The 26,246-nt window shown below is 69.5% G+C and carries 25 protein-coding genes, 2 tRNA genes and 1 pseudogene; 18 read left to right on the top strand and 10 right to left on the bottom strand.

Going from position 1 to position 26,246, the window contains the following annotated elements; genetic code table 11:
• The first annotated feature begins 20 nt into the window (after nt 1-20).
• A complete protein-coding gene (locus tag QFZ21_RS02735) occupies nt 21-662 on the top strand; it encodes an FMN-binding negative transcriptional regulator (RefSeq protein WP_307374187.1) in 642 nt (213 codons plus the stop codon).
• A complete protein-coding gene (locus tag QFZ21_RS02730; RefSeq protein WP_307374184.1) occupies nt 659-2,155 on the top strand; it encodes an amidohydrolase in 1,497 nt (498 codons plus the stop codon). Before QFZ21_RS02735 ends, QFZ21_RS02730 begins: the two co-directional genes overlap by 4 nt.
• A 66-nt stretch (nt 2,156-2,221) precedes the next feature.
• Here QFZ21_RS02730 and QFZ21_RS02725 read toward each other — a convergent pair whose 3' ends face one another.
• On the bottom strand, nt 2,222-2,707 hold the full coding sequence (locus QFZ21_RS02725) for a Dps family protein (RefSeq protein ID WP_307374182.1): 486 nt from the start codon (nt 2,705-2,707) through the stop codon (nt 2,222-2,224).
• Between the two features lie 130 nt (nt 2,708-2,837).
• On the opposite strand from QFZ21_RS02725, the pseudogene QFZ21_RS02720 reads away from it, so the two are divergent.
• A pseudogene (locus tag QFZ21_RS02720) lies at nt 2,838-3,375 on the top strand (gamma carbonic anhydrase family protein).
• 30 nt (nt 3,376-3,405) lie between these two features.
• Nucleotides 3,406-3,479 (top strand) — tRNA-Ile (locus QFZ21_RS02715).
• Nucleotides 3,480-3,525: 46 nt separating this feature from the next.
• On the opposite strand, the gene QFZ21_RS02710 is transcribed toward QFZ21_RS02715, so the two are convergent.
• The 3 genes from QFZ21_RS02710 to QFZ21_RS02700 all read right to left on the bottom strand — a co-directional run bounded on the left by QFZ21_RS02710 (nt 3,526) and on the right by QFZ21_RS02700 (nt 5,765).
• The gene (locus QFZ21_RS02710) at nt 3,526-3,843 is read right to left on the bottom strand and encodes a hypothetical protein (protein WP_307374180.1); all 318 of its coding nucleotides are present in this window, start codon (nt 3,841-3,843) and stop codon (nt 3,526-3,528) included.
• A 150-nt stretch (nt 3,844-3,993) separates the two neighbouring features.
• A complete protein-coding gene (locus QFZ21_RS02705; protein ID WP_307374179.1) occupies nt 3,994-4,953 on the bottom strand; it encodes a helix-turn-helix transcriptional regulator in 960 nt (319 codons plus the stop codon).
• Between the two features lie 83 nt (nt 4,954-5,036).
• On the bottom strand, nt 5,037-5,765 hold the full coding sequence (locus QFZ21_RS02700; RefSeq protein WP_307374178.1) for a 3'-5' exonuclease: 729 nt from the start codon (nt 5,763-5,765) through the stop codon (nt 5,037-5,039).
• 66 nt (nt 5,766-5,831) lie between these two features.
• On the opposite strand from QFZ21_RS02700, the gene QFZ21_RS02695 reads away from it, so the two are divergent.
• A complete protein-coding gene (locus QFZ21_RS02695) occupies nt 5,832-6,731 on the top strand; it encodes an alpha/beta fold hydrolase (protein ID WP_307374176.1) in 900 nt (299 codons plus the stop codon).
• Here the strand turns inward: QFZ21_RS02695 and QFZ21_RS02690 are convergent.
• Nucleotides 6,703-7,176, bottom strand: coding sequence for an Lrp/AsnC family transcriptional regulator (locus QFZ21_RS02690; RefSeq protein WP_307374174.1), 474 nt, complete (start codon nt 7,174-7,176; stop codon nt 6,703-6,705). The two genes, QFZ21_RS02695 and QFZ21_RS02690, sit on opposite strands and share 29 nt — an antisense overlap.
• Nucleotides 7,177-7,346: 170 nt before the next feature.
• Here QFZ21_RS02690 and pdhA point away from each other — a divergent pair, with 170 nt between their 5' ends.
• From pdhA to QFZ21_RS02675, 3 genes are read left to right on the top strand one after another with little or no spacing between them, the layout of a single operon-like run.
• Nucleotides 7,347-8,462, top strand: coding sequence for a pyruvate dehydrogenase (acetyl-transferring) E1 component subunit alpha (gene pdhA / locus QFZ21_RS02685; RefSeq protein WP_307381188.1), 1,116 nt, complete (start codon nt 7,347-7,349; stop codon nt 8,460-8,462).
• 2 nt (nt 8,463-8,464) lie between these two features.
• The gene (locus QFZ21_RS02680) at nt 8,465-9,475 is read left to right on the top strand and encodes an alpha-ketoacid dehydrogenase subunit beta (RefSeq protein WP_307381187.1); all 1,011 of its coding nucleotides are present in this window, start codon (nt 8,465-8,467) and stop codon (nt 9,473-9,475) included.
• Nucleotides 9,472-10,839 (top strand): dihydrolipoamide acetyltransferase family protein, encoded by a 1,368-nt coding sequence (locus tag QFZ21_RS02675; protein ID WP_307374171.1) that lies wholly within the window; start codon nt 9,472-9,474, stop codon nt 10,837-10,839. The genes QFZ21_RS02680 and QFZ21_RS02675 overlap by 4 nt, the downstream gene beginning before the upstream one ends.
• Here QFZ21_RS02675 and QFZ21_RS02670 read toward each other — a convergent pair.
• Complete coding sequence (locus QFZ21_RS02670) at nt 10,832-11,449, bottom strand: TetR/AcrR family transcriptional regulator (protein ID WP_307374168.1); 618 nt, start codon at nt 11,447-11,449, stop codon at nt 10,832-10,834. The two genes, QFZ21_RS02675 and QFZ21_RS02670, sit on opposite strands and share 8 nt — an antisense overlap.
• 112 nt (nt 11,450-11,561) lie before the next feature.
• Between QFZ21_RS02670 and QFZ21_RS02665 the strand changes: the two genes are divergently transcribed.
• The 5 genes from QFZ21_RS02665 to QFZ21_RS02645 are packed head-to-tail and all read left to right on the top strand — an operon-like array spanning nt 11,562 to nt 17,514.
• Nucleotides 11,562-13,115 (top strand): carboxyl transferase domain-containing protein, encoded by a 1,554-nt coding sequence (locus QFZ21_RS02665; RefSeq protein WP_307374165.1) that lies wholly within the window; start codon nt 11,562-11,564, stop codon nt 13,113-13,115.
• Between the two features lie 5 nt (nt 13,116-13,120).
• Nucleotides 13,121-15,067, top strand: a complete 1,947-nt coding sequence (locus QFZ21_RS02660) for a biotin carboxylase N-terminal domain-containing protein (protein ID WP_307374163.1) — start codon at nt 13,121-13,123, stop codon at nt 15,065-15,067.
• A 2-nt stretch (nt 15,068-15,069) separates the two neighbouring features.
• Nucleotides 15,070-16,218, top strand: coding sequence for an acyl-CoA dehydrogenase family protein (locus QFZ21_RS02655; RefSeq protein WP_307381185.1), 1,149 nt, complete (start codon nt 15,070-15,072; stop codon nt 16,216-16,218).
• A 10-nt stretch (nt 16,219-16,228) separates the two neighbouring features.
• Nucleotides 16,229-16,708 (top strand): MaoC family dehydratase, encoded by a 480-nt coding sequence (locus QFZ21_RS02650; protein WP_307374160.1) that lies wholly within the window; start codon nt 16,229-16,231, stop codon nt 16,706-16,708.
• Nucleotides 16,705-17,514: a CoA ester lyase gene (locus QFZ21_RS02645; protein ID WP_307374157.1), complete on the top strand. Its 810-nt coding sequence runs from the start codon at nt 16,705-16,707 to the stop codon at nt 17,512-17,514. The genes QFZ21_RS02650 and QFZ21_RS02645 overlap by 4 nt, the downstream gene beginning before the upstream one ends.
• 27 nt (nt 17,515-17,541) lie before the next feature.
• Here the strand turns inward: QFZ21_RS02645 and QFZ21_RS02640 are convergent, their stop codons facing one another.
• Nucleotides 17,542-18,129 (bottom strand): histidine phosphatase family protein, encoded by a 588-nt coding sequence (locus tag QFZ21_RS02640; RefSeq protein WP_307374154.1) that lies wholly within the window; start codon nt 18,127-18,129, stop codon nt 17,542-17,544.
• Nucleotides 18,126-18,965, bottom strand: coding sequence for a Sir2 family NAD-dependent protein deacetylase (locus QFZ21_RS02635; RefSeq protein ID WP_307374151.1), 840 nt, complete (start codon nt 18,963-18,965; stop codon nt 18,126-18,128). Before QFZ21_RS02635 ends, QFZ21_RS02640 begins: the two co-directional genes overlap by 4 nt.
• Before the next feature lie 82 nt (nt 18,966-19,047).
• Here QFZ21_RS02635 and QFZ21_RS02630 point away from each other — a divergent pair, with 82 nt between their 5' ends.
• Entirely contained in the window at nt 19,048-19,848 is an 801-nt protein-coding gene (locus tag QFZ21_RS02630) for an RNA methyltransferase (protein WP_307374149.1), read from the top strand.
• Nucleotides 19,849-19,869: 21 nt separating this feature from the next.
• Here QFZ21_RS02630 and QFZ21_RS02625 read toward each other — a convergent pair whose 3' ends face one another.
• Nucleotides 19,870-20,697 (bottom strand): SGNH/GDSL hydrolase family protein, encoded by an 828-nt coding sequence (locus tag QFZ21_RS02625; protein WP_307374147.1) that lies wholly within the window; start codon nt 20,695-20,697, stop codon nt 19,870-19,872.
• Between the two features lie 124 nt (nt 20,698-20,821).
• Between QFZ21_RS02625 and QFZ21_RS02620 the strand changes: the two genes are divergently transcribed.
• Both QFZ21_RS02620 and QFZ21_RS02615 read left to right on the top strand, forming a co-directional pair.
• A complete protein-coding gene (locus tag QFZ21_RS02620; RefSeq protein WP_307374144.1) occupies nt 20,822-22,564 on the top strand; it encodes a DEAD/DEAH box helicase in 1,743 nt (580 codons plus the stop codon).
• A 154-nt stretch (nt 22,565-22,718) separates the two neighbouring features.
• Entirely contained in the window at nt 22,719-23,813 is a 1,095-nt protein-coding gene (locus QFZ21_RS02615) for a VIT1/CCC1 family protein (protein WP_307374141.1), read from the top strand.
• Between the two features lie 47 nt (nt 23,814-23,860).
• Here QFZ21_RS02615 and QFZ21_RS02610 read toward each other — a convergent pair.
• Nucleotides 23,861-23,943, bottom strand: a tRNA-Leu gene (locus QFZ21_RS02610).
• A gap of 111 nt (nt 23,944-24,054) precedes the next feature.
• On the opposite strand from QFZ21_RS02610, the gene QFZ21_RS02605 reads away from it, so the two are divergent.
• Both QFZ21_RS02605 and QFZ21_RS02600 read left to right on the top strand, forming a co-directional pair.
• Complete coding sequence (locus QFZ21_RS02605; protein ID WP_307374139.1) at nt 24,055-25,350, top strand: M20/M25/M40 family metallo-hydrolase; 1,296 nt, start codon at nt 24,055-24,057, stop codon at nt 25,348-25,350.
• Between the two features lie 42 nt (nt 25,351-25,392).
• Nucleotides 25,393-26,217 (top strand): undecaprenyl-diphosphate phosphatase, encoded by an 825-nt coding sequence (locus tag QFZ21_RS02600; RefSeq protein WP_307374136.1) that lies wholly within the window; start codon nt 25,393-25,395, stop codon nt 26,215-26,217.
• Nucleotides 26,218-26,246: the final 29 nt, after the last annotated feature.

Genomic DNA, 26,246 nt, shown 5'->3' with positions numbered 1-26,246 from the left:
ATCCGCTCTAGGCTGATTCCATGCGACAGAACCCGAGCTTCACGCTGGCCGACGTCACCGAGATCCGCCGTGTGATCGACGCGAATCCGTGGGCGACGATCGTCAGCACAGGCGAAGACGGGCAGGTCGCCTCGCACTACGTCGTGCTGCTCGATGAGTCGCGCGACGACCTCACGGTCGTCGGCCACGTCGGTCGACCGGACGACCTCATCCACGGCTTGGGGGAGCACGAGCTGCTGGTGGTGTTCCAGGGCCCGCACGGCTACGTCTCGCCCGGTTGGTACGGTGATGTGAAAGCCGTGCCGACGTGGAACTACACCGCCGTGCATCTGTCCGGTGTGCCGGAGATCCTCAGCGACGACGAGAACCTCGCGGTGCTGGACCGGCTGGTCGAACGATTCGAGTCGCGGATGCCCGATCCGCGTCTGATGTGGGAGCGTCCCAACGATCCGGAGTACGTGCAGCGTCTCGCCGCAGGAACCGTCGGATTCCGGCTGACGCCGTCGCGTGTCGTGGCGAAGCGGAAGCTGAGCCAGAACAAGCCGGCGGAGACGATCGAGAACGTGATCGCCGCCCTGACAGACGACGGACCGTACGCGAACCCCGCCCTCGCCGCGGAGATGCAGCGGGCGCAGGATGCGCGAACGGGAGTCCAGCGGTGACCGGACGCGGAACAGAGATCGGTACCGTGCGGGCGGTGCGCATCGCCGGCCCCGGCCGGGAGTTCCTCATCGACGACGAACCCGTCGACATCCACATCGCGGACGGGCGCATCGTCGACATCGCACCGATCGGTGCGCTGCCGGCGCGCGGCGAAGTGATCGACGGCGATGGCGCGTGGGCGGTTCCCGGGCTCTGGGACAACCATGTCCACACTGTGCAGTGGGCGCTGGACTCGGAGCGGGTGCCGCTCGGCCAGGCCGCATCCGCCGGCGAAGCGGCGCAACGGATGAGCCTCGCCCCGTCTCTTCCCGACGGACGGCGAGTGGGCGCCGGGTTCCGCGATGCGCTGTGGCCCGACCTCCCGACGCTGAGAGTTCTGGACGCCATGACCGGCCCGGTGCCGACGTACCTGATCAACGCCGACGTGCACAGCGTCTGGTTGAACTCGGCGGCCCTCGCCCGCGAGGGATTCCGCAGTGCTGACGGGATGCTGCGTGAGAAGGACGCGTTCGAGATCTCGCGGCGCCTCAACGCCGTCGACCCGGCGCACGGTGACCGCGCCGTCGCCGAGGCGGGAGAGCGTGCAGCCGCGCGCGGCGTCACAGGCCTGGTCGACTTCGACATGGCATGGAACGCCGAGGCCTGGCCGCGCCGGGTGCGGGCCGGTTTTGCCGCCCACCGGGTCGAGTTCGCCCTGTACCCGTTCGACCTCGATCGAGCGATCGGCGCCGGGCTGCACACCGGAGAGGTCCACGAGGACGCCGATGCGCCCCAGAGTGCACGAGGTCTCATCCACGTCGGCCCGCTCAAGGTGATCAGCGACGGCTCGCTCGGCACGCGGACCGCTGCGTGCTCGCACGCCTATCCCGGCGATCCGGCGAACTTCGGCGTGCTGACCGTGCCGCCGGATGAACTGACCGAGCTGCTCACGCGCGCCACAGGAGCGGGGCTCGACGCCGCGGTGCACGCCATCGGCGATCGCGCGACGACGTCGGCACTTGATGCGTTCACGGTCGCCGGAGCCGTCGGGACGATCGAGCATGCGCAGCTCGTCCGGCACGCCGACCTCGCCCGGTTCGCCCGGCTGGGGGTCATCGCCAGCGTGCAGCCGCAGCACGCGCTCGACGATCGGGACCTCGTCGGACGGCACTGGTCAGAACAGACCGCGATCACCTACCCGCTCGCGTCGCTCCGTGCCGCGGGGGCGGAACTCCGGTTCGGTTCGGATGCGCCGGTCGCGGCGCTCGACCCCTGGCAGGCGATCTCCGCGGCCGTCACCCGGACCGACGATGACCGCGCACCATGGCATCCCGAGGAGCGTCTCACCATCGATCAGGCCTTCGAGGCGAGCGTGCGGTCCTCGCTGCGCCCGGGGGAGACGGCGGACATCGTCCTCTGCGGGCTTGACCCGCGCACGGCCACGGGCGGCGAGCTGCGCGCGATGCCGGTCATCGCGACGCTGCTGGGAGGCTGCGTGTCGCACCGCGCCTGACACCGCGCGTATACGACGAAGGCCGGTTCTCCGCTGCTGCGGAGGACCGGCCTTCGACGTTCGTGATCAGGCTGCGACGTGCGAGACCAGGAACCAGCGGTCCTTCTCGAGGCCGCGCTGGATCTCGATCGCGACGTCCTGGCTCGTCAGGTCGACCTCGTCCAGACCGTCAACCGCAGCCTTGACGTCGACGAGGATGGCATCGATGTCGGAGATGACGGCGCGGATGAGCTCGTCGGACTGCGTGAAGCCGGCCGGAACGGGGGTCGCGCCGGCCTTCGCGGCCACGGCGCTCACACGGGCATCGATCGGGAGGCCGAGGGCGACGATGCGCTCCGCAGCGGTGTCGGCGAAGTCGCCGGCGTGGGCGACGATCGTGTCGAGCAGCTCGTGGACGCCGACGAAGTTCGCGCCGCGCACGTGCCAGTGCGCCTGCTTGCCGTTGATCGTCAGGGCCTGGAGGCCGAGCACCACGGGGGAGAGGAACTGTGCCGCACCTGCGGCGACGGTCGGGTCGATGGCGGTGGTGGTGATGGTCTGTGCCTTGCTCATCTTGTGCTCCTCTGGAACGGATCTCTCGTACGTGTGAAGACAACGCTACTCACGCTCAGACATTCCGCAAGCAAGCTCAGGCTGGCCTCACTTCCGCGTGATTCCGCGGAAGTGAGGGTAGTCTCACCTCATGACCGTCGCCTCAGGAGCATCCGTTCTCGCCCTGCCGAACAGTTCCCCGTCGATCGATGGATCGGCCTTCGTGGCGGAGGGAGCCCGCATCGTCGGCGACGTCTCCCTCGGCGCCCGTGCCAGTGTCTGGTACAACGCTGTGCTGCGCGGTGACTCAGCGGGCATCACCATCGGGCCGGCGAGCAACGTGCAGGACAACGTCTCCGTGCACGTGGACGCCGGGCACCCGGTGGTCGTCGGCGCGCACGTCTCGATCGGACACAACGCGGTGGTCCATGGGTGCTCGATCGGCGACGGGTCTCTGATCGGGATGGGCGCCGTGATCCTCAGCGGCGCGCTCATCGGCGTCGGGTGCCTGATCGCCGGCGGCGCGGTGGTGGCTGGGCGGCACCGAGATCCCCGACGGATCCCTGGTGGCGGGTGTCCCCGCGAAGGTCCGTCGTGCGCTCAGCGACGAGGAGCGCGCCGGCCTCATAGCCAACGCCGAGATCTATCTGAGGCACCTGCAGACCCATGCCGCCGCGACGCAGGTCTGACCCGTCCGGCCGCTAGGCTGGAGGCCGTACGGGGCGGTGGCCAAGCTGGTTAAGGCAGTGGGCTCATAACCCAACGATCGCGGGTTCAAGTCCCGCCCGCCCTACCGTTCGATCACCGCTCCACGGCACGCTGCGGGCGACCGAGGTCGCTCAGACGGTCGTCGCGCTTTCCAGATGCTCTTCGACGAGGGTGATCCCGCCGCTCGAGTTCGCGGAATGGGCGAGGTCCTCGATCCAGGTCCGGCTCAACTCCGGCGTCTCCGCCTCCTGGAACACGAAGCGCAACGGAATCGACGGGTGCAGCCACAGGGTGGAGCGACCGGGGGTGTCGCCCTCCGGATGCCGCCAGGACAGCGTGAAGCTCTCGTTGCGGCGAAGCTTCGTCGCGATGACGACCTTGAGGTGTGCGAGAGCGCGATCCTCGATCTGGATCGGATCCTGAGCGTCGCCGTAGTACAGGCTTCCCATCGGTCAGACGGAGTCTCGGCGCAGGGTGGACGCGTGGGTCATGGGTGCTCCTCAGCAGACACGCAGAGCGGGTCGACTCGCGACCCCGGGGGATAGTTGAACCCTATCCAACCGTCAAGAGGGTGCCGTTCACTCGGGCGTGACCCGCCGTTACGTGCGAACAGGCTCTTCGCCTGGTGTCACCACTTGTGCACTGTCGCGGGTTGCCGTCGGCGCGACACCGTAGGTCGAACGGTAGGCGGCTGCGAAGCGAGACGGGTGGGCGAAGCCCCAGCGCCGGGCGACGGCCCGCACCGAGTGATGCTCGCCGCTCTCGAGATCTCGACGAGCGCCGTCGAGACGAGCCCGCCGGAGGGCCTCGGTCGGGGTGATGTCGAGGGCCCGACGGAAGGCGTACTGAAGGCCCCGAGTCGAGATGTACGCAGCGACGGCGACATCGTCGATCGTGATCGGCAGGTGCGCGTTCTCGTCGATGTAGGCGAGAGCCCGGCGCACCGTCGCGGGGGCGCCCGCACGTTGCGTGGGACGGCGAAGCGCGTCACTGAGCGACGTCGGGAAGGTCGCGAGGGTTGTCATCAGCGCATGACGTTCGAACTCGGACACGAGGATGCGCTGGTCCCCGGCCTCGTCGCCGAGCGACGAATCCAGGTAGTCGAACATCTTCTCCCACTGCTCGGCTGCGGCGGCCGAGTGCGGCGACAGCCCGGTCGATCGCAGTCGGAGTGAGTCGTCGCCGATGAGCTGCTGGGCGCGCGCCTCGGCGGCGGCGAGATCGAACACGAGCGCACGGACGCGCGCACCCTGGTTCCAGCGCGCCTGTACCTGGGAGCCGTCGGAGAGCCAGGGCGTCTTGGCGTCGAGGGCATCGCGTCCCGACCACACCTGGGCGTCGGGCGCGTCCACGCGACAGACGAGGAGCTGGTCCTGCGGTTCGGCCAGGGAGTGCACCTGCGCGGCCAGGTCGTACCGGACGAGCGTCGCGCTGCCGAGATCAGCCGATCGCCAGTCGAAGCGGAAGCGATGCGGGTCGATCTTCTGCAGCGCTGCAGAAGGAACGAACTGCTGCCAGGTGGACTGCACCTCGGCGACATCCCGGGACGTGAACTGCATCGACCGACTTCTCCTCACCGGCGCGTGAAAGCGGGCATCCTTCGGACTCTATCCCACGCCACGGACACTGCCGGATCGGATGCTCAGTGCGAACCCGTCGGCGGGGACGGCCGCACCGGCCAGCTGCCGTCCAGCGTCTCCTCGGGCTCGAGTCGACCGATGCTGACGAAGTACTCGGTCAGGCTCGCCGCCTGCGACCTCGCCCAGCCGATCTGACGGGTGTGCAGCTCGGTCAGCGTCGGCGGAAGCGAGAACTGGCGGGCGAGCGCCTGAGCGACCCGGCCTGCGGCGATCGCGTCGGCCGAGGCTTCGTGAGCTCCCTCGAGGGGGACCGCGTAGTGTTCGGCGACGACCTCGAGCGTGCGTTTGCCGCGACGATAGCGGTCGTAAGCCTTGTCGATGATCAGAGGATCGATGACAGGTGAGGGATCGACGAGCGGCTCGATGCCATGCCTCGCCGCCTCGTGCGCGAGCAGCGAGAAGTCGTAGGCCGCGTTGTACGCGACGACCGGTACGCCTTGGACGAGCAGCGACCGCAGAGCCGCTGTGACCTCGGCGACGACCTCCCGAGCCGGACGGCCGTTGCCCGCGGCGAACTCGGTCGTGATGCCGTGCACGGCCGTCGCGCCTTCGGGGATGGGGACACCCGGGTCGGCGAGCCAGGAACGTGCCGCGATCTCCCAGCCGTCCGCGTCGAGGACACCGACGTGCGCCGAGACGACTCGATCGGTCGTGACGTCGACGCCGGTCGTCTCCAGATCGAACACGGCGACGCGAGTGAGCCAGGCGGGGAGCGCGGGACCGGGTGACATAACACCACGGTAGAGCGGCCGTCGGACATTGAGGGTGAGCAGAGCGGAGGCTCGTAGACTCGGGGGATGACCGCGCCCTCGCCGTACGCCGACCGTCTCCGACGCCTGCCGGTGCGACGGCACGAGGTCGAAGTGCGCGGTGGGACGACCGTGTACTGGGAGTACGGCCCCTCGGATGCCGCGACGACGATCGTCGCCGTGCACGGCTTTCGCGGTGAGCATCACGGGCTCGAACCGGTGCTGGCCTTCCTCCCCGAGGCTCGGGTGATCGCGCCCGACCTTCCGGGCTTCGGCGAGTCGGAGCCCCTGCCCGGCCGCACACACGACCTCGACGAGTACTCCGGCTGGCTCACCGACTTCGCGGCCTCAGTCGCTCCGGGTGCGGTCATCCTGGGTCACTCGTTCGGATCCATCGTCACCGCGGCGGCCGTTGCCGGCGGGCTCACGACTCCGCGCCTGATCCTGCTGAACCCCATCGGGGCGCCGGCACTCGAGGGACCCAAGGGCCTGATGACGCGGCTCGCCGTGCTGTACTACGCCCTCGGCGCGCGTCTGCCCGAGCGGTTGGGAACCGCGTTGCTGCGCAACGGTCTGATCGTGCGTGTCATGAGCATCACGATGGCGAAGACGAAGGATCCGGCGCTCCGACGCTTCATCCACGACCAGCACGACACGTACTTCTCACGGTTCTCCGATCGAAATGTACTGCGCGACGCCTTCGTGGCGAGCGTCTCGCACGACGTGCGGGAGTTCGCCGCGGACATCGACGTTCCCACCCTGCTCGTCGCGGCGGAGCGCGACGACATCACGCCGATCGAGGCGGAACGCACCCTCGCCACGCTCTTCAGCGATGCTGTTCTGGTCGAGATCGCCCACGTCGGGCACCTGATCCACTACGAGACCCCGGCCGAGGCGGCCGGTGCGGTGCGCCGTTTCCTCAGGATTCCCGTCGCGCGAGGCCGATGAGCCCTGCCACCCGGAACGGGATGACCTCGCCCATGGCGAGAGAGGTCTCGGTGCGCTCGACACCCTCGATGGAGAGGATCCGGGCATCCGTATCGAACAGGTGCCGCGCATCGCGGCAGGCGACACGCGCCAGGAGATCGATAGAGCCGCTCAGCCCGTGGGCCTGGACGACTTCGGGAATCCTCGCGAGCTCATTGATGATGCGGGGCAGCTCGGGCTGCCGTACGCCGATGTTCACGAACGCCTGCAACGGGAAGCCGAGCACGTCAGGCGAGAACGACCGCTCGTAGGAGAGGAAGACCCCGGTCTGCTCGAGGCGCGCCATCCGCGCTTGGATCGTGTTGCGCGAGAGCTTCAGATTCTCTGCGAGAGCGACGATGGTGATGCGGGGATCGTCAGCGAGCGCGGCGAGCAGCTCGAGATCGATGCGGTCCAGTCCAGGCATAGTGCCAAACCCTAGCAGGCCCGGATCCCCCAAAATTGAGCAACATGCTCAAGCGCTTTCCAATTGCTTGAGCGAGGTGTTGAGCAGACGTAGCCTCAGACCATGCCGGTGATGACGCCGGAGTCAGCGCGAGCGCCCCACGAGGGCCGCCGAGCACGAGGAGGACGATGATGTCGCCGCAGATCACGCCCATCGCAGACACCGCCCAGGATCTGGAGCTTGCCGAGCGCATCCTGGCCCCGGACGGCTCCCGCCGCGCCAACTCACGGCTGGACCCCTTCGTCGCCGACGTCGACGCGGCGCAGCTGCGCTCCCTGCATCGCGACATGATCATCCTCCGCCGCATCGATGCCGAGGGCGTCGCGCTCCAGCGTCAAGGACAGCTCGGACTGTGGGCGCCCTGCCAAGGGCAGGAGGCAACGCAGATCGGGACCGCCCGCGCGATCGCCCCTCAGGACTACGTGTTCCCCAGCTACCGCGAGACCGGGGTCATCTACGCGCGGGGCGCCGAACCCGGAGATTACGTGCGCATGTGGCGCGGCGAAGAAGGCGCAGGACACGATCCCGAGACGCTCCGTGTCGCCCCGCTGCAGATCATCATCGGCGCGCAGACCCTGCACGCGGTCGGCTATGCACTCGGCATCCGTCACGAAGGGGCCGACGAGGTCGCCGTGACCTACTTCGGAGACGGCGCCACAAGCCAGGGCGACGTGAACGAGGCCATGATCTTCGCCTCCTCGTACCAGGCTCCGGTCGTCTTCGTCTGTCAGAACAACCACTGGGCGATCTCCGAGCCGGTCGCCCTCCAGTCGCAGTATCCGATCGCCGGCCGGGCGCCCGGATTCGGCATCCCGAGCCTTCGTGTGGACGGCAACGATGTACTCGCCTGCATGGCGGCGATGCGCTGGGCGCTCGATCACGCGCGTGCCGGTCGCGGCCCGGCGTACATCGAGGCGGTCACCTACCGCATGGGTCCCCACACCACCGCCGATGACCCCACGCGCTACCGGGACGAGGCCGAGCTCGAATCGTGGCGCCGCCGCGACCCGATCGCCCGACTGGAGGAGTACCTCCGCGCCGCAGGCGAGCTGACCGAGGAGCACATCTCGGAGACGCAGGCGGCGGCTGATCTCGTCGCCAAGGAGATGCGCGCGGCCTGCCTCGGCATGGAGACCCGCGCACCGATGGCGGTCTTCGACGGTGTCTACGCCGAACCCCACACGGGCCTCGATCGCCAGCGCGGCGAGTACGCCGCCTACCTCGCTTCGTTCGAAGGGGCGGCATGACGATGACTGAAGTGACTCTCGGCAAGGCCCTCGGCGCAGGGCTCCGCCAGGCGATGCGCGACGACGACAAGGTCGTGCTGCTCGGCGAGGACATCGGCAAGCTCGGCGGCGTCTTCCGCATCACCGACGGGCTGCTGGAGGAGTTCGGTGCGGCCCGGGTGATCGACACCCCGTTGGCGGAGTCGGGAATCGTCGGCATGGCGGTGGGACTGGCGTTCCGCGGCTACCGGCCGGTCGTGGAGATCCAGTTCGACGGATTCGTCTACCCGGCGTTCGACCAGATCGTCGCCCAGGTCGCCAAGCTCCACTACCGCACGCAGGGGCGTGTGAAGATGCCGATCACGATCCGCATCCCGTGGGCCGGGGGCATCGGCGCGGCGGAGCACCACTCCGAATCCCCGGAGGCGTACTTCGTGCACACCGCCGGTCTTCGGGTCGTCGCGGTCTCGAACCCCGAGGACGCCTATCGCAGCCTCCGCCAGGCGATCGCTTCCGACGACCCGGTCGTCTTCTTCGAGCCGAAGCGCCTCTACCACCACAAGGGTGACGTTGACCTCGAGGGGTCGCTGGCCGATGCGCCGCCGATGGGGCTCGCCCGCGTGGTGCGTCCGGGAACGGATGCCACCCTGATCACCTACGGCGCGATGGTCACGACCGCGCTCCAGGCGGCGGACGCCGCGGAGGACGAGGGCATCTCTCTCGAGGTCATCGATCTCCGGTCGCTGTCCCCGGTCGACTATGACTCCGTGGCGGCGTCGGTGCGTAAGACCGGCCGAGTCGTCGTCGCGCACGAGGCGTCGCGCGAGGCCGGGGTCGCGGCCGAGGTGATCGCGAGCATCACCGAGCGCTGCTTCGAGTACCTCGAATCCGCCCCTCTCCGCGTGACAGGGCATGACATCCCTTACCCGCCCGCGAAGCTCGAGAAGTACCACCTGCCGGACCTCGATCGCCTCCTCGACGCGGTCGACCGCGTGCTCGACCGACCGAACAGCCTGACGGGAGCAGACGTATGAACGCCGAATTCCGCCTGCCCGATCTCGGTGAAGGACTCACCGAAGCCGAGGTCGTCCAGTGGCTCGTCGCGCCGGGAGACACGGTCGCGCTGAACCAGACGCTCGCGGAGGTCGAGACGGCGAAGGCCATCGTCGAGTTGCCGTCGCCCTACGCGGGCACGGTCTCCACCCTCCATGCGGATGCCGGCGAGACGGTCGCCGTCGGGGCCCCTCTGATCGAGTTCGACGTCGAGGGTGAGGATGAGCCGGTCGTCCCGGATGAGGCGGGAGAGAAGGCGCAGCCCAACCTCGTCGGCTACGGCGCCGCACCGAGTTCCACCGGCCGACCGGCGCGGCGCGCGCGCCGCGCCGGATCGAGCAGTGCGGCGGCCGACACGGCCGTGCTCGAGGCGGCGCCGCACGACGCGTCGCCGTCGGTCAACACCGAGACGGTCATCGAGCGCCCGCGGTCCACGCCGCCGGTGCGCGCGCACGCGAAGCGTCTCGGCATCGACCTCGTGCTCGTCGCGGCCGAGGTCGGTGACTGCCTGATCACCCGGAACGACGTCGACGCTTATGCGGAACGCGTCGGTGCGGCTTTCTCGGCAGCCGTTGCTCCGGCCGCGGAGTCCGAGACGGCGCCGGCATCGCCCGCAGGGCTCTTCGCCGCCGCAGGTGACGCCCCCCGCGAGACGCGCATCCCGATCCGCGGTGTCCGCAAGCACACGGCGGCCGCGATGGTGCAGAGTGCGTTCACCGCACCCCACGTCACGGTCTTCCACACGGTCGACGTGACCGCGATGATGGATCTCCTCGCCACGCTGCGCGAGGATCGGTCGCTCTCCGAACACCGGATCGGCCCCCTCGCAGTGATCGCCAAGGCCGTGTGCCTCGCGCTCGGACGCGCCCCGGGGCTGAACGCGCGCTGGGACGAAGCGGCGGGCGAGATCGTGCAGCACCATTACGTCGATCTCGGCATCGCCGCCGCGACCGACCGCGGGCTCATCGTGCCGAACATCCGCGGTGCGGAGCGGATGAACCTCGTCGATCTCTCCGGTGCGCTCAAGTCGCTGGCCGAGACGGCGCGATCGGGAAGGACCTCTCCGGCGGAGCTCGCGGGCGGCACGTTCTCGATCTCCAACATCGGCGTCTTCGGCGTCGAAGCGGGAACGCCGATCCTCCCGCCGGGGCAGTCCGGCATCCTCGCGGTCGGCGCCGTGCGTCGGCAGCCGTGGGAGTACCGGGGAGAGATCGCTCTGCGGCAGGTGATGACGCTCAGCCTGTCGTTCGATCACCGTCTGGTGGACGGCGCGGAGGGAGCACGCTTCCTGAAGGACGTCGCCGACATCCTGGCCGAGCCCGGCCGCGCGATGTTGTTCAGCTAGGCGCCCGCAGCGCGGCATTCGCCATCGCGACGAGCACGCTCGCGGTGGCGGCATGCCGACGCGAGGCGGCCCTGGTGCTGTGCGGCGTGGAGTTGATGAGCCCGAAGCACGCCTGCACCCGAAGGCGGAGTTCGTCGCGATCGACGGCGGACCGCTCGTCTGCGGCGGCAGGGGGGAGCGCCGTCAGCGCGTCCATCCACAGCTCGATGTAGCTGCGCTGCAGGCGGCGGACCTCCGCGCGATCGGCCTCGGAGAGGTGCGCCACGTCGCGGTCCTGCACCTGGATGACCTCGGCGTTGCCGAGGGCGAAGTCCACGTGAAAGCGGATCAGCGCCCGCATCCGCTCATCAGCGGTGGTCGTGCCGAGCGACACCTTCTCGCCGCCGTCGATGAGGTCGTGGCTGACCTTCACCAGCACGGCACCCAGCAGCGCCTGCTTGCCGGCGAAGTGGCGGTAGACGGCAGGCCCTGAGACGCCGACGGCGGCACCGATGTCCTCGAGGCTCACGCCGGTGTAGCCGCGCTCGGCGAACAGGCGCGCTGCGGCGCGCAAGATCGCGTCGGAGCGTTCGGCCTTGGCGCGGTCTCGAGCGGTCACCGGGGTTGTCATCTCAGTTAATCCTCGCTAACCTGAATCAACGGGTTAGTGAACACTAACCGAGAAAGCGTGCAACGCGCCAGACCATCCGTCGGCGCGACCGTGAGTCGAGGAGGACATCGCGATGCCGGCAACCCAGGAGTCGCTCGCACACGAGCTGCGGGAGCGCCTCGCGACGGCCGCGCTCGGCGGACCGCAGGCGTCCCGAGACCGCCATGTGGCGCGCGGGAAGCTGCTGCCGCGGGACCGCGTGGCACGTGTCCTCGACGAGGGCAGCCCCCTCCTCGAGGTCGCGCCACTCGCCGCCGAAGGCCTGTATGGGGGAGAGGCGCCGGGTGCCGGAGTCATCGCCGGAATCGGGCTGGTCCACGGCCGTCACGTCATGGTCGTGTGCAACGATGCGACCGTCAAAGGGGGGACCTACCTGCCGCTCACGGTGAAGAAGCACCTGCGGGCCCAGGAGGTCGCTCTCGAGAACCGGCTGCCCTGCCTCTACCTCGTCGACTCCGGCGGTGCCTTCCTGCCGAGACAGGACGAGGTGTTCCCCGATCGCGAGCACTTCGGCCGGATCTTCTTCAATCAGGCGCGGATGTCCGCAGCGGGCATCCCGCAGCTGGCCGCCGTCCTCGGGTCGTGCACGGCCGGCGGGGCCTACGTTCCGGCGATGAGCGACGAGACCGTCATCGTACGCGGGCAGGGCACGATCTTCCTCGGCGGACCCCCGCTCGTCAAAGCGGCGATCGGCGAGATCGTGACCGCCGAGGAGCTGGGCGGAGGTGAGTTGCACGCACGGCGCAGCGGCGTCGTCGACCACCTCGCCGACGACGACGAGCACGCGCTGGAGATCCTCCGCGACATCGTGGCCACACTGCCCCTGCCACAGGCCCCCGCCTGGGAGGTGCTCGACAGCCGCCCGCCGGCGGAGCAGTCCTCGCTGTACGACGTCGTGCCGGTCGATGTGAACGAGGGCTACGACGTCCGCGAGGTCATCGCCCGCCTCGTCGACGGTGACAGCTTCCACGAGTTCAAGTCCGAGTACGGCACCACGCTCGTGACCGGATTCGCACGGCTGCACGGGCACCCGGTCGGCATCGTCGCGAACAACGGCGTGCTGTTCAGCGAGTCCGCGCAGAAGGGCGCGCACTTCATCGAACTCTGCGATCAGCGCGGCATCCCGCTGCTGTTCCTGCAGAACATCACCGGCTTCATGGTCGGATCGGATGCCGAGGCAGGAGGCATCGCCAAGGACGGCGCCAAGATGGTCACCGCCGTCGCGAGCACCCGCGTCCCGAAGCTCACGGTCATCATCGGCGGGTCCTTCGGTGCGGGCAACTACTCGATGTGCGGCCGCGCCTATTCGCCGCGATTCCTCTGGACCTGGCCTGCCAGCCGGATCTCGGTCATGGGCGGCGCTCAGGCGGCCTCCGTGCTCGCGACGGTCAAGGAGGATCAGCTGGCAGCTCGCGGCGAGTCCTGGAGCGGCGAGGATCGAGCGTCCTTCGAGGCGCCGATCCGCGAGCAGTACGAACAGCAGGGCGAGCCGTATTACGCGACCGCCCGGCTCTGGGACGACGGAATCGTCGATCCCGCCCAGACCCGCGATCTCCTGGGACTCGCCCTCGACGTCGTCGCCCGCAGTCCGCTGCCCGAGCCGCGCTTCGGCGTCTTCCGGATGTGAGAGCCATGTCGATCATCGAACCCTCAGAGTCACTCTCGAACGCCGACGACGGATTCCACACCGTCCTCGTCGCGAACCGCGGGGAGATCGCACGCCGCGTCATCCGCACGCTCCGCGATCTCGGCATCCGCAGCGTCGCCGTCTACAGCGATGCGGATGCCGCAGCGCCCCACGTGCGGGAAGCCGACGTCGCCGTGCGCATCGGGCCGGCGCCGGCGGCCGAGTCGTACCTCGACATCGACGCCGTGATCGCCGCGGCTCGGCACACGGGTGCGCAGGCCGTCCATCCCGGTTACGGGTTCCTCTCGGAGAGCGTCGGCCTCGCCGAAGCCTGCGCGGAGAGCGGAATCGTCTTCATCGGGCCCTCGATCGAGGCGCTGCAGATCATGGGCGACAAGGCGCGAGCACGCGAGCACGTGGTGCGGTACGGCGTTCCTGTCGTTCCGGGGTTCGACGCCAAGGGGCTCTCGGACGGCGAGATCGCGGAGGAGGCGGACGCCGTCGGATACCCGCTCCTGGTCAAGCCCAGCGCCGGTGGCGGTGGCAAGGGCATGGAGGTCGTCACCGACGCATCCGGTCTCCGCAGTGCGCTGGCCTCGGCCCGCCGGGTGGCCGGATCGGCGTTCGGCGACGACTCGCTCATCCTGGAGCGTCTGATCCGCCGCCCCCGTCATATCGAGGTGCAGGTTTTCGGCGATGCCCACGGCACGGTGATCGCACTCGGCGAGCGGGAGTGCACGCTGCAGCGGCGCCATCAGAAGGTGCTCGAGGAGGCCCCGTCCGCGGGGATCCCGGTGGCTACACGCGAGCGCCTTCTCGCCGCTGCCGTGCAAGCGGGGGAGAGCGTCGCCTACGTCGGGGCCGGAACCGTGGAGTTCCTCATCGATGCGGATGCTCCCGAGGAGGTGTTCTTCATCGAGATGAACACGCGCCTCCAGGTCGAGCATCCCGTCACAGAGGAGGTCACCGGGCTCGATCTGGTCGCCCTCCAGCTCCGAGTGGCCGCGGGTCGCGCGCTGGATGTGTCGCCGACCATCCGCGGACACGCGGTCGAGGCCCGCGTCTATGCCGAGTCGCCGGAGCGCGGATTCCTCCCGTCCACGGGCACCGTGCTCCTGTTCGAGCCTCCGACCGGAGTCCGCGTGGACGCCGCGGTCGAGACCGGGAGCGAGGTGACCGGTTTCTACGACCCCATGATCGCGAAGGTCATCGCCTACGCCGACGACCGCGCGACGGCCCTGAGACGACTCGATGACGCGCTATCCCGCACGGTCGTGCTCGGCGTCGACACCAACATCGCGTTCCTGCGGCAGCTCTGCCGTGACGCGCGGGTGGTCGCCGGAGACCTCGACACCGGTCTCATCGAGACGCTCCTGCCCGTTCACGCGGCAGAACCCTCGGCGGCGATGATCGCCGCGGCGCACGCGAGCCTGCCGTCGTCAGCGGAGCCTCTGCGGACGAGCCCCCTGTGGCGCGAGCGCCCCGGCTGGCGACTCGGGGCCCGCTCCGTGACGGGGGCGCCGGTCGCCTTCCTCACGGACGAGGACGACGTGGTGGAGCTGAGCGGCGACGACACGCGCGCACAAGCCTCCCGACTCCGCGCCGCCGCCGATGCCGACGGCGCCGTCTGGGTCACGGAGGAGGGTCGCACCGCGCGCCTTCGTCCGCTGAGTCGACGCCAGCGGATGCGGCGCAGGCTCGATGCGCTGGACCGCGGCGCGGCGGCGACCGAACCCGAGGCGCGAGCCCCGATGCCGGGGAACGTCGTGGCGGTGCACGTCGAGGACGGGGCGACCGTCGCGGCGGGCGCCCCGCTCGTGGCGATCGAGGCGATGAAGATGGAGCATCAGGTGCTGGCGCCGCACGACGGCGTGGTGCACCTGTTGGTCGCTGCGGGCGATCAGGTGCGGCGCGACCAACCGGTCGCCCGCGTGACGACGGAGGAGAACTGATGATGGAAGATCTGTCCGAGGAGGAGCGCGAGCTCGCCGCGATGGTGCGGGAGTTCGCCGAGACGGTCGTCGCGCCGCAGTCCTACGAGGCCGACCGCACGCACACGCTGTCGATGGACGTGGTCGCGCAGATGGGCGATCTGGGTCTCTTCGGTCTGCCGTTCCCGGAGGAGTACGGCGGGCAGGGCGGCGACTACATGGCACTGGGCATCGCGATCGAGGCCCTCGGCCGCGTCGACCAGTCCATCGCCATCACGCTGGAGGCGGGCGTGAGCCTCGGCGCGATGCCGATCTACCGCTTCGGTACCGAGGAGCAGCGGCAGGAGCTGCTTCCCGATCTCCTCGCCGGACGCGCTCTCGCCGGTTTCGGCCTGACCGAACCCGAGGCCGGCAGCGACGCCGGCGCCACGCGCACCACCGCACGCCTCGAGGGCGACGAGTGGGTGATCGACGGCTCCAAGCAGTTCATCACCAACTCCGGCACGCCGATCACGCGTTTCGTCACGGTCACGGCTGTCACGGGGGTGGCGAACGGCCGCAAGGAGATCTCGACGATCATCGTCCCGAACGGCACGCCCGGGTTCACGGTGGAGGCTCCCTACGACAAGGTCGGCTGGAACGCCTCGGACACCCATCCGCTGACGTTCCAGGGCGCACGCGTGCCGGCCGCCAACCTGGTGGGCGAGCGCGGGCGCGGCTTCAAGAACTTCCTCAACATCCTCGACGAGGGCCGGATCGCGATCGCGGCACTCTCGGCCGGAGCCGCAGAGGGATGCCTGGAGGCCGCCGTCGACTACGCGAAGAGCCGCACGATCTTCGGCAGCGCCTTGAGCACACGCCAGAACGCCCAGTTCACCCTGGCGCGGATGCGCGCCCGCGTGCACACCGCCCGCCTCGCCTGGCACCACGCCGCGCGGCTCCGTGACGCGGGGAAGCCGTTCGCAGAGGAGGCCGCGATCGCCAAGCTCGTCGCCGGCGAGGCCGCGATGGACAACGCGAGGGACGCGACTCAGATCTTCGGCGGCAACGGCTTCATGAACGAGTTCCCCGTGGCGCGCCACTACCGCGACTCGAAGATCCTCGAGATCGGCGAGGGGACCACCGAGGTGCAGCTGCTCATCATCGCCCGCGGTCTCGGGCTCGTCGGCTAGCGTGGGCGACGTGCCGGACATCATTCAGCGAGGTCTCTATTTCGAAGAGTTCGAGGCGGGAGCGCGCTATCTGCATCGCCCGGGCCGCACGGCCACCGAGGCGGACAACGTGCTGTTCACGACGCTGACGATGAACACGCAGGCCCTGCACCTCGATGCGGCGTTCGCCGACGCACAGGAGCCGTTCCGGGCGCGCCTGATGAACTCGATGTGGACGCTGTCGACCATGGTCGGGGCCTCGGTGGCGCAGCTCACCCAGGGCACCCTGGTCGCGCAGCTGGGACTCGGGGACATCGCGTTCCCGCATCCGCTCTTCGCCGGCGACACCCTCTACACCGAGAGCGTCATCGTCGAGAAGCGCCTGTCCTCGTCTCGTCCGGGCCAGGGCGTGGTGCAGCTCGCTCACACCGGTCGCAATCAGGATGGCGTCGTCGTCGCGACCGCCGCGAGGACGGTCCTCGTGCATTGCCTTCCGGAGGGTGCCGCATGACCGCGTTCGACCTGGGGCCGGCGCTGCTCTTCTGCCCGGCCGACCGTCCGGAGCGCTTCGAGAAGGCGCTGGAGAGGGCGGATGCCGTGATCCTCGACCTCGAGGACGCGGTGCTCCCGACTGCCAAGGCGGCGGCGCGCGCGAACGTGATCGATGCTGACCTCGATCCGGCTCGGGTGATCGTCCGCGTGAACGCGCCGGACAGCGAACACTTCCGCGCCGACCTCGCGGCCGTGGCGCAGACCGCCTTCCGGACGGTGATGGTCGCGAAGACCGAGAGCGCCGAGAGCCTCGCTGCGTTCGACGAGGGCTTCTCCCTGATCGCGCTCTGCGAGACGGCCCGAGGAATCCATGCGGCCGACCGGATCGCGGCACATCCGCTCGTCTCCGCGATGATGTGGGGTGCGGAGGACCTTGTCGCCTCGCTCGGCGGCACCTCCTCACGCGACAGCGCCGGTGTCTATCGCGACGTCGCCCGGTATGCCCGCTCGCGAGTGCTGATCGAGTCGGGGGCGCACGGGAAAGCCGCGATCGACGCCGTGCACATCGACCTCGGTGACGCGGCGGGTCTCGAGGCGGAGGCGGTGGATGCTGCGGCGTCGGGCTTCCGTGCCACCGCGTGCATCCATCCGAATCAGGTCGAGGTCATTCGCGCGGCGTATCGGCCGGACGAGGCGGCCGTCGCCTGGGCACGCGCCGTGCTCGCAGCAGCCGAGAACGAACGCGGCGTGTTCCGGTTCGAAGGACGGATGGTCGACGAGCCGGTCCTCCGTCACGCACGGTCGGTCGTCGCGCGCGCCAACTGATCGCGGCGACGGATCACGCGGGGTGCATCAGAGGACGAACGATTCCTCGAGGAGTCGCAGCGAGCCGGGGGATGCCTCGAACCGGTGCGCCGAGCCGTTCGCGATGACCTCGCCGTCGCGGGGGAGCGTCCCTCCGGAGACCTGATCGATGATCGCGCGGATGACGCCGCCGTGCGCGACCACGAGGACCGACTCCGCGCGCGGCGTGGACCTTCGCCGCGACTCCCGGGCGATCGCATCGAGAGCGGAGATCGCGCGGGCGCCGACCTCGTGGAGCGACTCCGCACCGGGGACCTCGGCGTGCCAGTCGCCGTATTTCGCGATGTAGTCGTCGACGAGCATGCCCTCGCCGTCGCCGAACTCGCGCTCGCGGACATCGGCCACGATCCCGGTGAGTTCGAGCCCGAGTTCCGCGGCGATGATCTCGGCGGTCTCCCTCGCGCGCAGCAGCGGGCTCGTGTAGATCGCGTCGTGGGCGGACGCTCCGAGGTGCGCGGCGGCCCGATGCGCGTCAGCGCGTCCCTTCTCATTCAGCGGGATGTCGGTCGAGCCCTGGATGCGCCGATCGAGATTCCAGTCGGTCTGGCCGTGGCGGACGAGGGTGATGAGTGTCACGAGAGCAGTTCCTGGAGGGCGGGGAGCACGTCGCTGGTGCCGGCGGCGATGGTGAGATGCGCCCAGGCGTCCGCGCGGGTCGGCTCGCGGTTGACGATGATCAGGGGGATGCTGCGACGGCGGGCGCGTTCGACGAGTCGCACGCCGGAGTTCACCACGAGCGAGGACCCTGCGACGATGAGCGCTGAGCTGGAGCGCAGCAGGGACTCTGCGGCGCGGAAGCGATCCTGCGGCACGTACTCGCCGAAGAAGACGACATCGGGCTTCAGCATCCCGCCGCACACGGTGCACGTCGGGATCAGGAACCCGTCGGTGCTCTCCGGCAGCACGTCGCCGTCGGGGTTGAGGGCCACGTTCTCCGGAACGCTGATCCAGGGGTTGAGCTCCTCGATCTGCACGGCGATATCGCGGCGGTCGAAGACCTGACCGCAGTGCAGGCAGAGCACGCGACGCATCGTCCCGTGCACCTCGATCACGTGGGAGCTGCCCGCGCGCAGATGGAGGCCGTCGACGTTCTGGGTGATCACGCCGGAGACGGTGCCAGCGGATTCGAGCTCGGCGAGAGCGGTGTGCCCGGGGTTCGGCGCTGCGCGAGCGAACGCCTTCCAGCCGAGGTGCCCGCCGACCCAGTAGCGGCGCCGGGCGGCCTCGTCGCCGAGGTACGTCTGGATCGTCATCGGATCGCTGCGGGTCCTGGCACCTTCTCCGCGATACGCGGGGATGCCGGAGTCGGTCGAGATGCCGGCGCCGGTCAGGAGGGCGATCCGCTTGCCGCGCAGCAGGTCTGCGGCGTGGGCGATGCTGGCCGACAGCTCAGCAGTGCTCGACGCGCTCACAGGACCTCCCCGAAGGAGTCTACGGCGTGCGGCGGGGGTGGGTCGCGCCGTGCGTCGGTCGTCGGGTGGCAGAGTGGTGCTCGTGGAAATCCTCTTCGTGCCCGATGCGGCCGACCCCCGTCTCGACGACTACCGGGGGCTCACCGACACGGCGCTCCGCACGATGCGCGAGCCGTCCGGCGGTCTGTACATCGCGGAATCGACGAAGGTCATCGCGCGTGCGGTCGCGGCCGGTCATCGACCGCGCTCGGTGCTCGTGCAGGAGCGCCGGATCGACGACATCCGGGCGATCGTCGGCGATCTCGACGTCCCGGTCTACGTCGTGCCCGACGAGGTGGCCGAGGCGGTCACCGGCTTCGCCGTGCACCGGGGGACCATCGCGTCGATGCACCGTCCCGAGCTGCCGGCCGTGCGCGACCTCCTCGAAGGTGCCCGTCTGGTGCTGATCCTGGAGAACATCGGGGACCACACGAACGTCGGCGCCGCCTTCCGCGCGGCCGCCGGTCTCGGGGCCGACGCCGTGCTGGTGTCACCCGGCGGAGCGGATCCGCTCTACCGGCGCAGTGTCCGGGTGAGCATGGGCACCGTCTTCCAGGTGCCGTGGGCGCGTATCGATGAGTGGGACGAAGCCGTGGCCGACCTGCATGCGGCCGGTTTCGACATCGCGGCCCTGGCGCTCTCCGAGGATGCGATGACGCTCGATGCCTACGCCGCAGATCGTCCGGAGCGTGTCGCGCTCGTGATGGGGTCGGAGGGTGACGGGCTGTCGCACGCCACCATCGACAGCGCCGACCACGTCGTCACGATCCCGATGTCCGGCGGCGTCGACTCGCTCAATGTGGCCTCTGCGGCGGCCGTCGCGCTCTGGGCGCTGAAGCGCTGAGGGACTCAGCAGGGGTGTCGCTCAGTCCTGCTCGTGCCGGAACACGGGGGAGGGGTCGGGGCGCTTCGCCGCGACGTGGTCTCCGGACGACTGGTGCCGCAGCCGACGCAGCACCCACGGCACCAGGTGCTCGCGCGCCCAGCCGAAGTCCTCGGATCGCGCCTCGCGCCAGGTACGCACGGGGAACGGCTCCGGCTGCATGGCCTCGAGGTCGTTCGGCACGTTGAGCGCGCGCAGCGCCATGCGCGCGACCTCGTGATGCCCGAGCGCGTTGTAGTGCAGACGGTCGTCGTCGAAGAACCGCATGTCCTGGACGACCTTGAGCGCCCACTGGTCCGCGACGATGCAGTCGTGGCGTTCGGCGATCGCCCGCACGTTCTCGTTGTAGATCGCGACCTTGCCGCGGAAAGCGCGGAAGACCGGGGTGAAGCCGGTGTCGAGCCCGGTGAAGAGCAGGATGGTGGCTCCCGTGGAGGAGAGCCGGGTCACGGCATCCTCCAGCTGCGCGGCGATGGCGTCCGGATCGGTGCCGGGGCGGATCACGTCGTTGCCGCCCGCGCAGATCGACACGAGGTCGGGGTGTAAGGCGACTGCGGGCTCGATCTGATCCGCGACGATCTGCGAGATCAGCTTTCCGCGTACGGCGAGATTCGCGTAGGCGAAGTCGTCGACCTGCTGCCCGAGGACATCGGCGACGCGGTCGGCCCATCCACGGTGCTGCCCTGGCGACGCGGGATCGGGGTCGCCGATGCCTTCGGTGAACGAATCCCCGATGGCGACGAAGCGGCGCCAGGGGTGGACGGTGGGGTTGTCGGAGTCGGGGGTCCGAGTCGAATCCTGGTCGGTCATCCAGCTCTCCTTCGCGAACAGTCGCGCGCGGCGGTGGCCGCATCGCAGTGACCGAGCCTACTCCGCCGTACGACACCTCGACCGGCGTGCGCCGATGTCCGACGGAGCGATTATCGTGGAGCCGATGCTCTCTCCGTCCTTTCCCCAGCGCGCCCCGTGGGGAACCGCCAGCAAGCTGCGCGCCTGGCAGCAGGAGGCCCTGGAGCGCTACTTCGAGGCCGATCAGCGCGACTTCCTCGTCGCCGCCACGCCGGGTGCCGGGAAAACCACGTTCGCACTCACCCTGGCGGTCGAGCTGATGCGCACAGGCGAGGTCAACCGCATCATCGTGGTCGCGCCGACCGAGCACCTCAAGACGCAGTGGGCCGATGCCGCAGCTCGCGTGCACATCCGTCTCGACCCCCGCTTCCGCAACAGCGACTGGGCCCCGGCGCGGCACTATCACGGGGCCGTGGTGACCTACGCGCAGGTCGCGGCGAAATCCTCCGTCCACCGGCACCTGACCGAAGACGCGAAGACCCTCGTCATCCTCGACGAGGTGCACCACGGCGGCGACGCCCTGAGCTGGGGCGATGCGATCCGCGATGCCTACGGTCCCGCGAAGCGCCGCCTGCTCCTGTCGGGTACGCCGTTCCGCAGCGACACCGCGCCGATCCCGTTCGTGGAGTACCACCCCGACGACTCCGGTGCGCGCATCTCGCGCACCGACTACAACTACGGCTATGGCCGGGCACTCGCCGACGGCGTCGTGCGCCCGGTGCTGTTCCACATGTACGCGGGCAAGATGCGGTGGCGGACGACCGCGGGCGACGAGCTCGAGACGCATCTCGGGCAGGACAACACGAAGGACGTCACGTCGCAGGCATGGCGGACGGCCCTCGATCCCGAGGGGCAGTGGATGCCTGCGGTGCTGTCGGCCGCCGACCGTCGCCTGACCGAGATCCGCCACCATGTTCCGGATGCCGGGGGACTGGTGCTCGCGACGGATCAGACCGTCGCCCGCGCCTACGCCAAGATCCTGCACAGCATCAGCGGCCAGCAGCCCACTGTCGTCCTGTCCGACGACGCGACGGCCTCGGAGCGGATCGAGAAGTTCAGCGCGAGCGACGCGCGCTGGATGGTGGCGGTCCGCATGGTGTCGGAGGGCGTCGACGTGCCGCGGCTCGCGGTCGGCGTGTACGCCACGTCGTCGTCGACACCGCTGTTCTTCGCCCAGGCCATCGGCCGGTTCGTGCGGGCTCGACGTCGAGGCGAGGCCGCGAGCGTCTTCCTGCCGCAGGTTCCGGTCCTGATGGGGCTCGCGGGCGAGATGGACAAGCAGCGCGATCATGCGCTCGACCGGCAGTCCCAGGACGACGACGGCCTCGAGGACTCCCTGCTCGACAGCGCCAATCGCGAGGACGACGCGTCCGACGCCCTGACGCAGGAGTTCAGCTATCAGGCGCTCGAGTCGGTCGCCCATTTCGACCGCGTGGTCTTCGAAGGGCAGGAGTTCGGGCAGCTCGCCGAACCCGGCACGCCCGAAGAGGAGGAATTCATCGGATTTCCCGGTCTCCTCGAGCCGGAGCACGTGCACGAGCTCCTCATGCAGCGTCAGAGCCGCCAGTCCCGACTGCGCGAGGCTCGCGAGGCCTCGGCGAGCCCGACAGAGACGACGACCCTCCCTGCGCCTCTCCACCGCACGCTCAAGGAGCAGCGCCAGCTCCTGAACAGTCTCGTGGGCCTGTACGCGCGTCAGAAGGGCGAGCCGCACGGTGCCGTGCACGCCGAGCTCCGGCGCATCTGCGGCGGACCCGCGGTGGCTCAGGCCACGGTGACACAGCTGCAGTCCCGCATCGAGGTGCTCCGCAAGCGCGTGCGCTCCTGACGTCGGGCGCCCGACTCCTCGGCCAGGTGAGACCTCGGCGGGTTCGGATCCCCGAAATGCTGGCAATCCGTGGCTTCCGTGCGATCGGGCAAGCCCGCCGGGCTAGCGTGGAACGGTTGTCCGCGCGTCGGACATCGTGACATCTGGAGGATCCATGACAGCCCCCGCTGCAGCCGAGCCCACCGCTGCCGACCGTCGCCGCTGGGCGCGCTACCTGGTCGAGGAGCGTGCCGAGGGTTCGGTATACCAGAAGCTCGCCGCACGGCGCACGGGCGAGGAGAGGGATATCCTGTTGCGTCTCGCAGATGCGGAACGGCGGCACGAGCAGCACTGGCTCGACCTCCTCGACGGGGAGCCGTCCCGGCTGCCCCGCGCGGGCATCCGTTCGCGTCTGCTCGGCTGGATGGCCGGCCGGTTCGGATCGATCTTCGTGCTCGCGCTCGCGCAGAGCGCGGAGGCCCGTTCGCCCTACGACTCCGAGCAGTATGCGACACCGGCGATGCGGGCGGACGAGAAGATCCACTACGAGGTGGTGCGGGGCCTCGCGGCCCGTGGCCGGCGTCGTCTGTCCGGATCGTTCCGTGCGGCGGTCTTCGGCGCCAACGACGGCCTGGTGAGCAACCTCGCCCTCGTGCTCGGCATCGGCGCGACGGGGGTGAGCTCCGGGTTCGTGCTCTTCAGCGGCATCGCCGGGCTGCTGGCCGGTGCGCTCTCGATGGGTGCGGGCGAGTTCGTGTCCGTGCGCTCCCAGCGCGAGCTGCTGGCGGCGACCGAGGCGAACGAGGATGCCGCGGACGCCGCCGGCGATCTCGACATCGACGAGAACGAGCTCGCCCTCGTGTTCCGAGCCAGAGGAATGGATCAGACGGAAGCACTCGAACGCGCACACCGCATCGTCGAGGCTGCCAAGGCCGGCGCGCGGCGTGCCGCGACGGGTCCAGTGACCGTGCCGGGCGGGGACCACGACATCGTCGGCAGCGACTGGACGGCCGCCATCTCCAGCTTCCTGCTGTTCGCCTCCGGCGCGATCATCCCGGTGCTGCCGTGGATCTTCGGCCTCCAGGGTGCAACCGCGGTGATCGTCGCCCTCGTGCTCGTCGGAGTGGCCTTGCTGAGCACCGGTGCGATGGTGGGTGTCCTCTCCGGCGGTCCGCCGCTCCGCCGTGCGCTCCGTCAACTGGCCATCGGCTTCGGCGCCGCCGCCGTCACGTATGCACTCGGCCTGCTGTTCGGAGTGGGCGTCGCCTGACCGCAAACGCAAGAGGCGGTCCCTCTCGGGACCGCCTCTTGTTCTTGTGCGCGGAGGGGGACTTGAACCCCCACGCCCTTACGGGCACTACGACCTCAACGTAGCGCGTCTACCATTCCGCCACCCGCGCAGGTGTTGGATGATCGTTGCCGACCGAAGAATGAGATTAGCACGTTCTGAGACGCCGCTCGAACCGAGCGTGACGCCCGGGCGTGGCACGCCCTTTGGGTAGCCTGAGGGCATGATCGATCCTTCACTGCCGGAGGTCGTTCGCATCGCGAGCGACCTCATCCGCTTCGACACGTCGAACTTCGGCGGCGGCAGAGCCGAGGGGGAGCGGGAGGCCGCGGAGTACGTGGGCGCCTACCTGGAGGGCCTCGGGCTGGACGTCGAGTACTACGAACCGATACCGCGCCGCACCAACGTGATGGCCCGCGTCCCCGGCCGCGACAGGGACAAGCCCGCACTGGTCGTGCACGGTCACCTCGACGTCGTCCCGGCGATGGCGGAGGACTGGACCGTCGACCCGTTCGCTGGCCTCGTGCAGGACGGGATGCTCTGGGGCCGCGGCGCCGTCGACATGAAGAACATGAACGCGATGATCCTCACCGCGGTGGCGGAGATCCTGCGCGCGGGGGAGCAGCCGGAGCGCGATCTGGTGCTGGCCTTCTTCGCCGACGAGGAGAACGGCGGCGTGGAGGGCTCGGCGCTGGTCGTGCAGGACCGGCCCGAATGGTTCGCGGGCGCGACGGCGGCGATCAGCGAGGTCGGCGGATACTCCATCACCGTGGACGACCGGCGCGCGTATCTGCTCCAGGTCGGCGAGAAGGCCCTCATCTGGATCCGTCTGGTGGCGAAGGGGCGAGCGGGGCATGGGAGCCGCCTGCACGACGACAACGCGGTGACCAAGCTCGCCGAGGCCGTGGCGGCGATCGGACGGACCCGCTGGCCGATCCGCCTCACCCCGACCACCACCGCGCTGCTCGAGGGGCTCGGCGCGCTCACCGGACGCAGCACGGACGATCCGGATGCTCTCGCCGCCGCAGCGGGCCCCGCGGAGGCCTTCCTGCGCTCGACGTTCCGCACCACGACGAATCCGACCGCGCTGAGCGCCGGCTACAAGCACAACGTGATCCCCGAGCGGGCCGAGGCGCTCATCGACGTGCGGGTCATCCCCGGGACCGAAGACGATGTGCTGGCCGAGCTGCAGCAGATCGTCGGCGACGAGATCGTCATCGAGACGGTGGTGCGCGACATCGGCATGGAGACTCCCTTCGAGGGCGAGCTGGTCGAGGCGATGGTGGCGAGCATCGGCCGCCACGACCCCGGAGTGCCGGTCATCCCGTACCTCCTCGGCGCCGGGACCGACAACAAGGCGCTGGCGTCGCTCGACATCACGGGCTACGGATTCGCGCCGCTGCGACTTCCCGCCGACCTCGACTTCACCGGGATGTTCCACGGAGTCGACGAGCGCGTGCCCGTAGAATCGCTTGTCTTCGGCCAGCGCGTGCTGGCCGATCTGCTGCGTACGTACTGAGCCCGTCGCTCCCGCGCTGTCCACTCACCAGAAGGCCCCTCCATGCACCTGCTCGAAGCGCTGATCCTCGGCATCGTCCAGGGACTCACCGAGTTCCTGCCCATCTCCTCGAGCGCGCACCTGCGCATCCTCGGCACCTTCCTGCCGTCGGGGGAGGACCCCGGAGCGGCCTTCACCGCCATCACGCAGATCGGCACCGAGGCGGCCGTCGTCGTGTTCTTCTGGCGGGACATCGTGCGCATCATCACGCAGTGGTGTCGGTCGCTCGTCGGCAAGGCGCCGCGCTCCGATCCCGACGCCCGGATGGGCTGGATGATCATCATCGGCAGCATCCCGATCGTCGTGCTCGGCCTCCTCTTCCAGGACCAGATCGAGACCGTGTTCCGCTCGCTGTGGATCGTCGCGATCATGCTCATCGCGTTCGGGATACTGCTCGGCATCGCCGACCACGTCGGCGCCAAGCGCCGGAAGCTCGGCGACCTCACCTACCCGCACGGCATCGCGTTCGGCTTCGCGCAGGCGCTCGCCCTGATTCCCGGCGTCTCCCGTTCGGGCGGCACCATCACCATGGGCCTCTTCCTGGGCTACGAGCGCGCGGCTGCCGCGCGCTACGCGTTCCTGCTCGCCATTCCCGCCGTCTTCGGCAGCGGCTTCTACCAGGTGTTCAAGAGCTGGGGTGAGCCGTCGTTCTTCTCGTTCGGAGACACCCTCGCCGCCACCGGCATCGCCTTCGTGGTCGCGCTCGGCGTGATCGCGTTCTTCATGAACTTCATCTCGAAGCGCAGCTTCCTGCCGTTCGTGATCTATCGCATCCTGCTCGGCACCGTGCTGCTCGTGCTGCTCGGCACCGGCGTCATCGCCGCCTGAGCCGAGGCTCGAGGCCGAGCCGAGCCGGG

This window comes from Microbacterium sp. W4I20 (assembly GCF_030816505.1).
Classification (GTDB): domain Bacteria; phylum Actinomycetota; class Actinomycetes; order Actinomycetales; family Microbacteriaceae; genus Microbacterium.
Note: the sequence above shows the minus strand (reverse complement) of the source record. Positions and strands in the feature narration are given on the sequence as shown.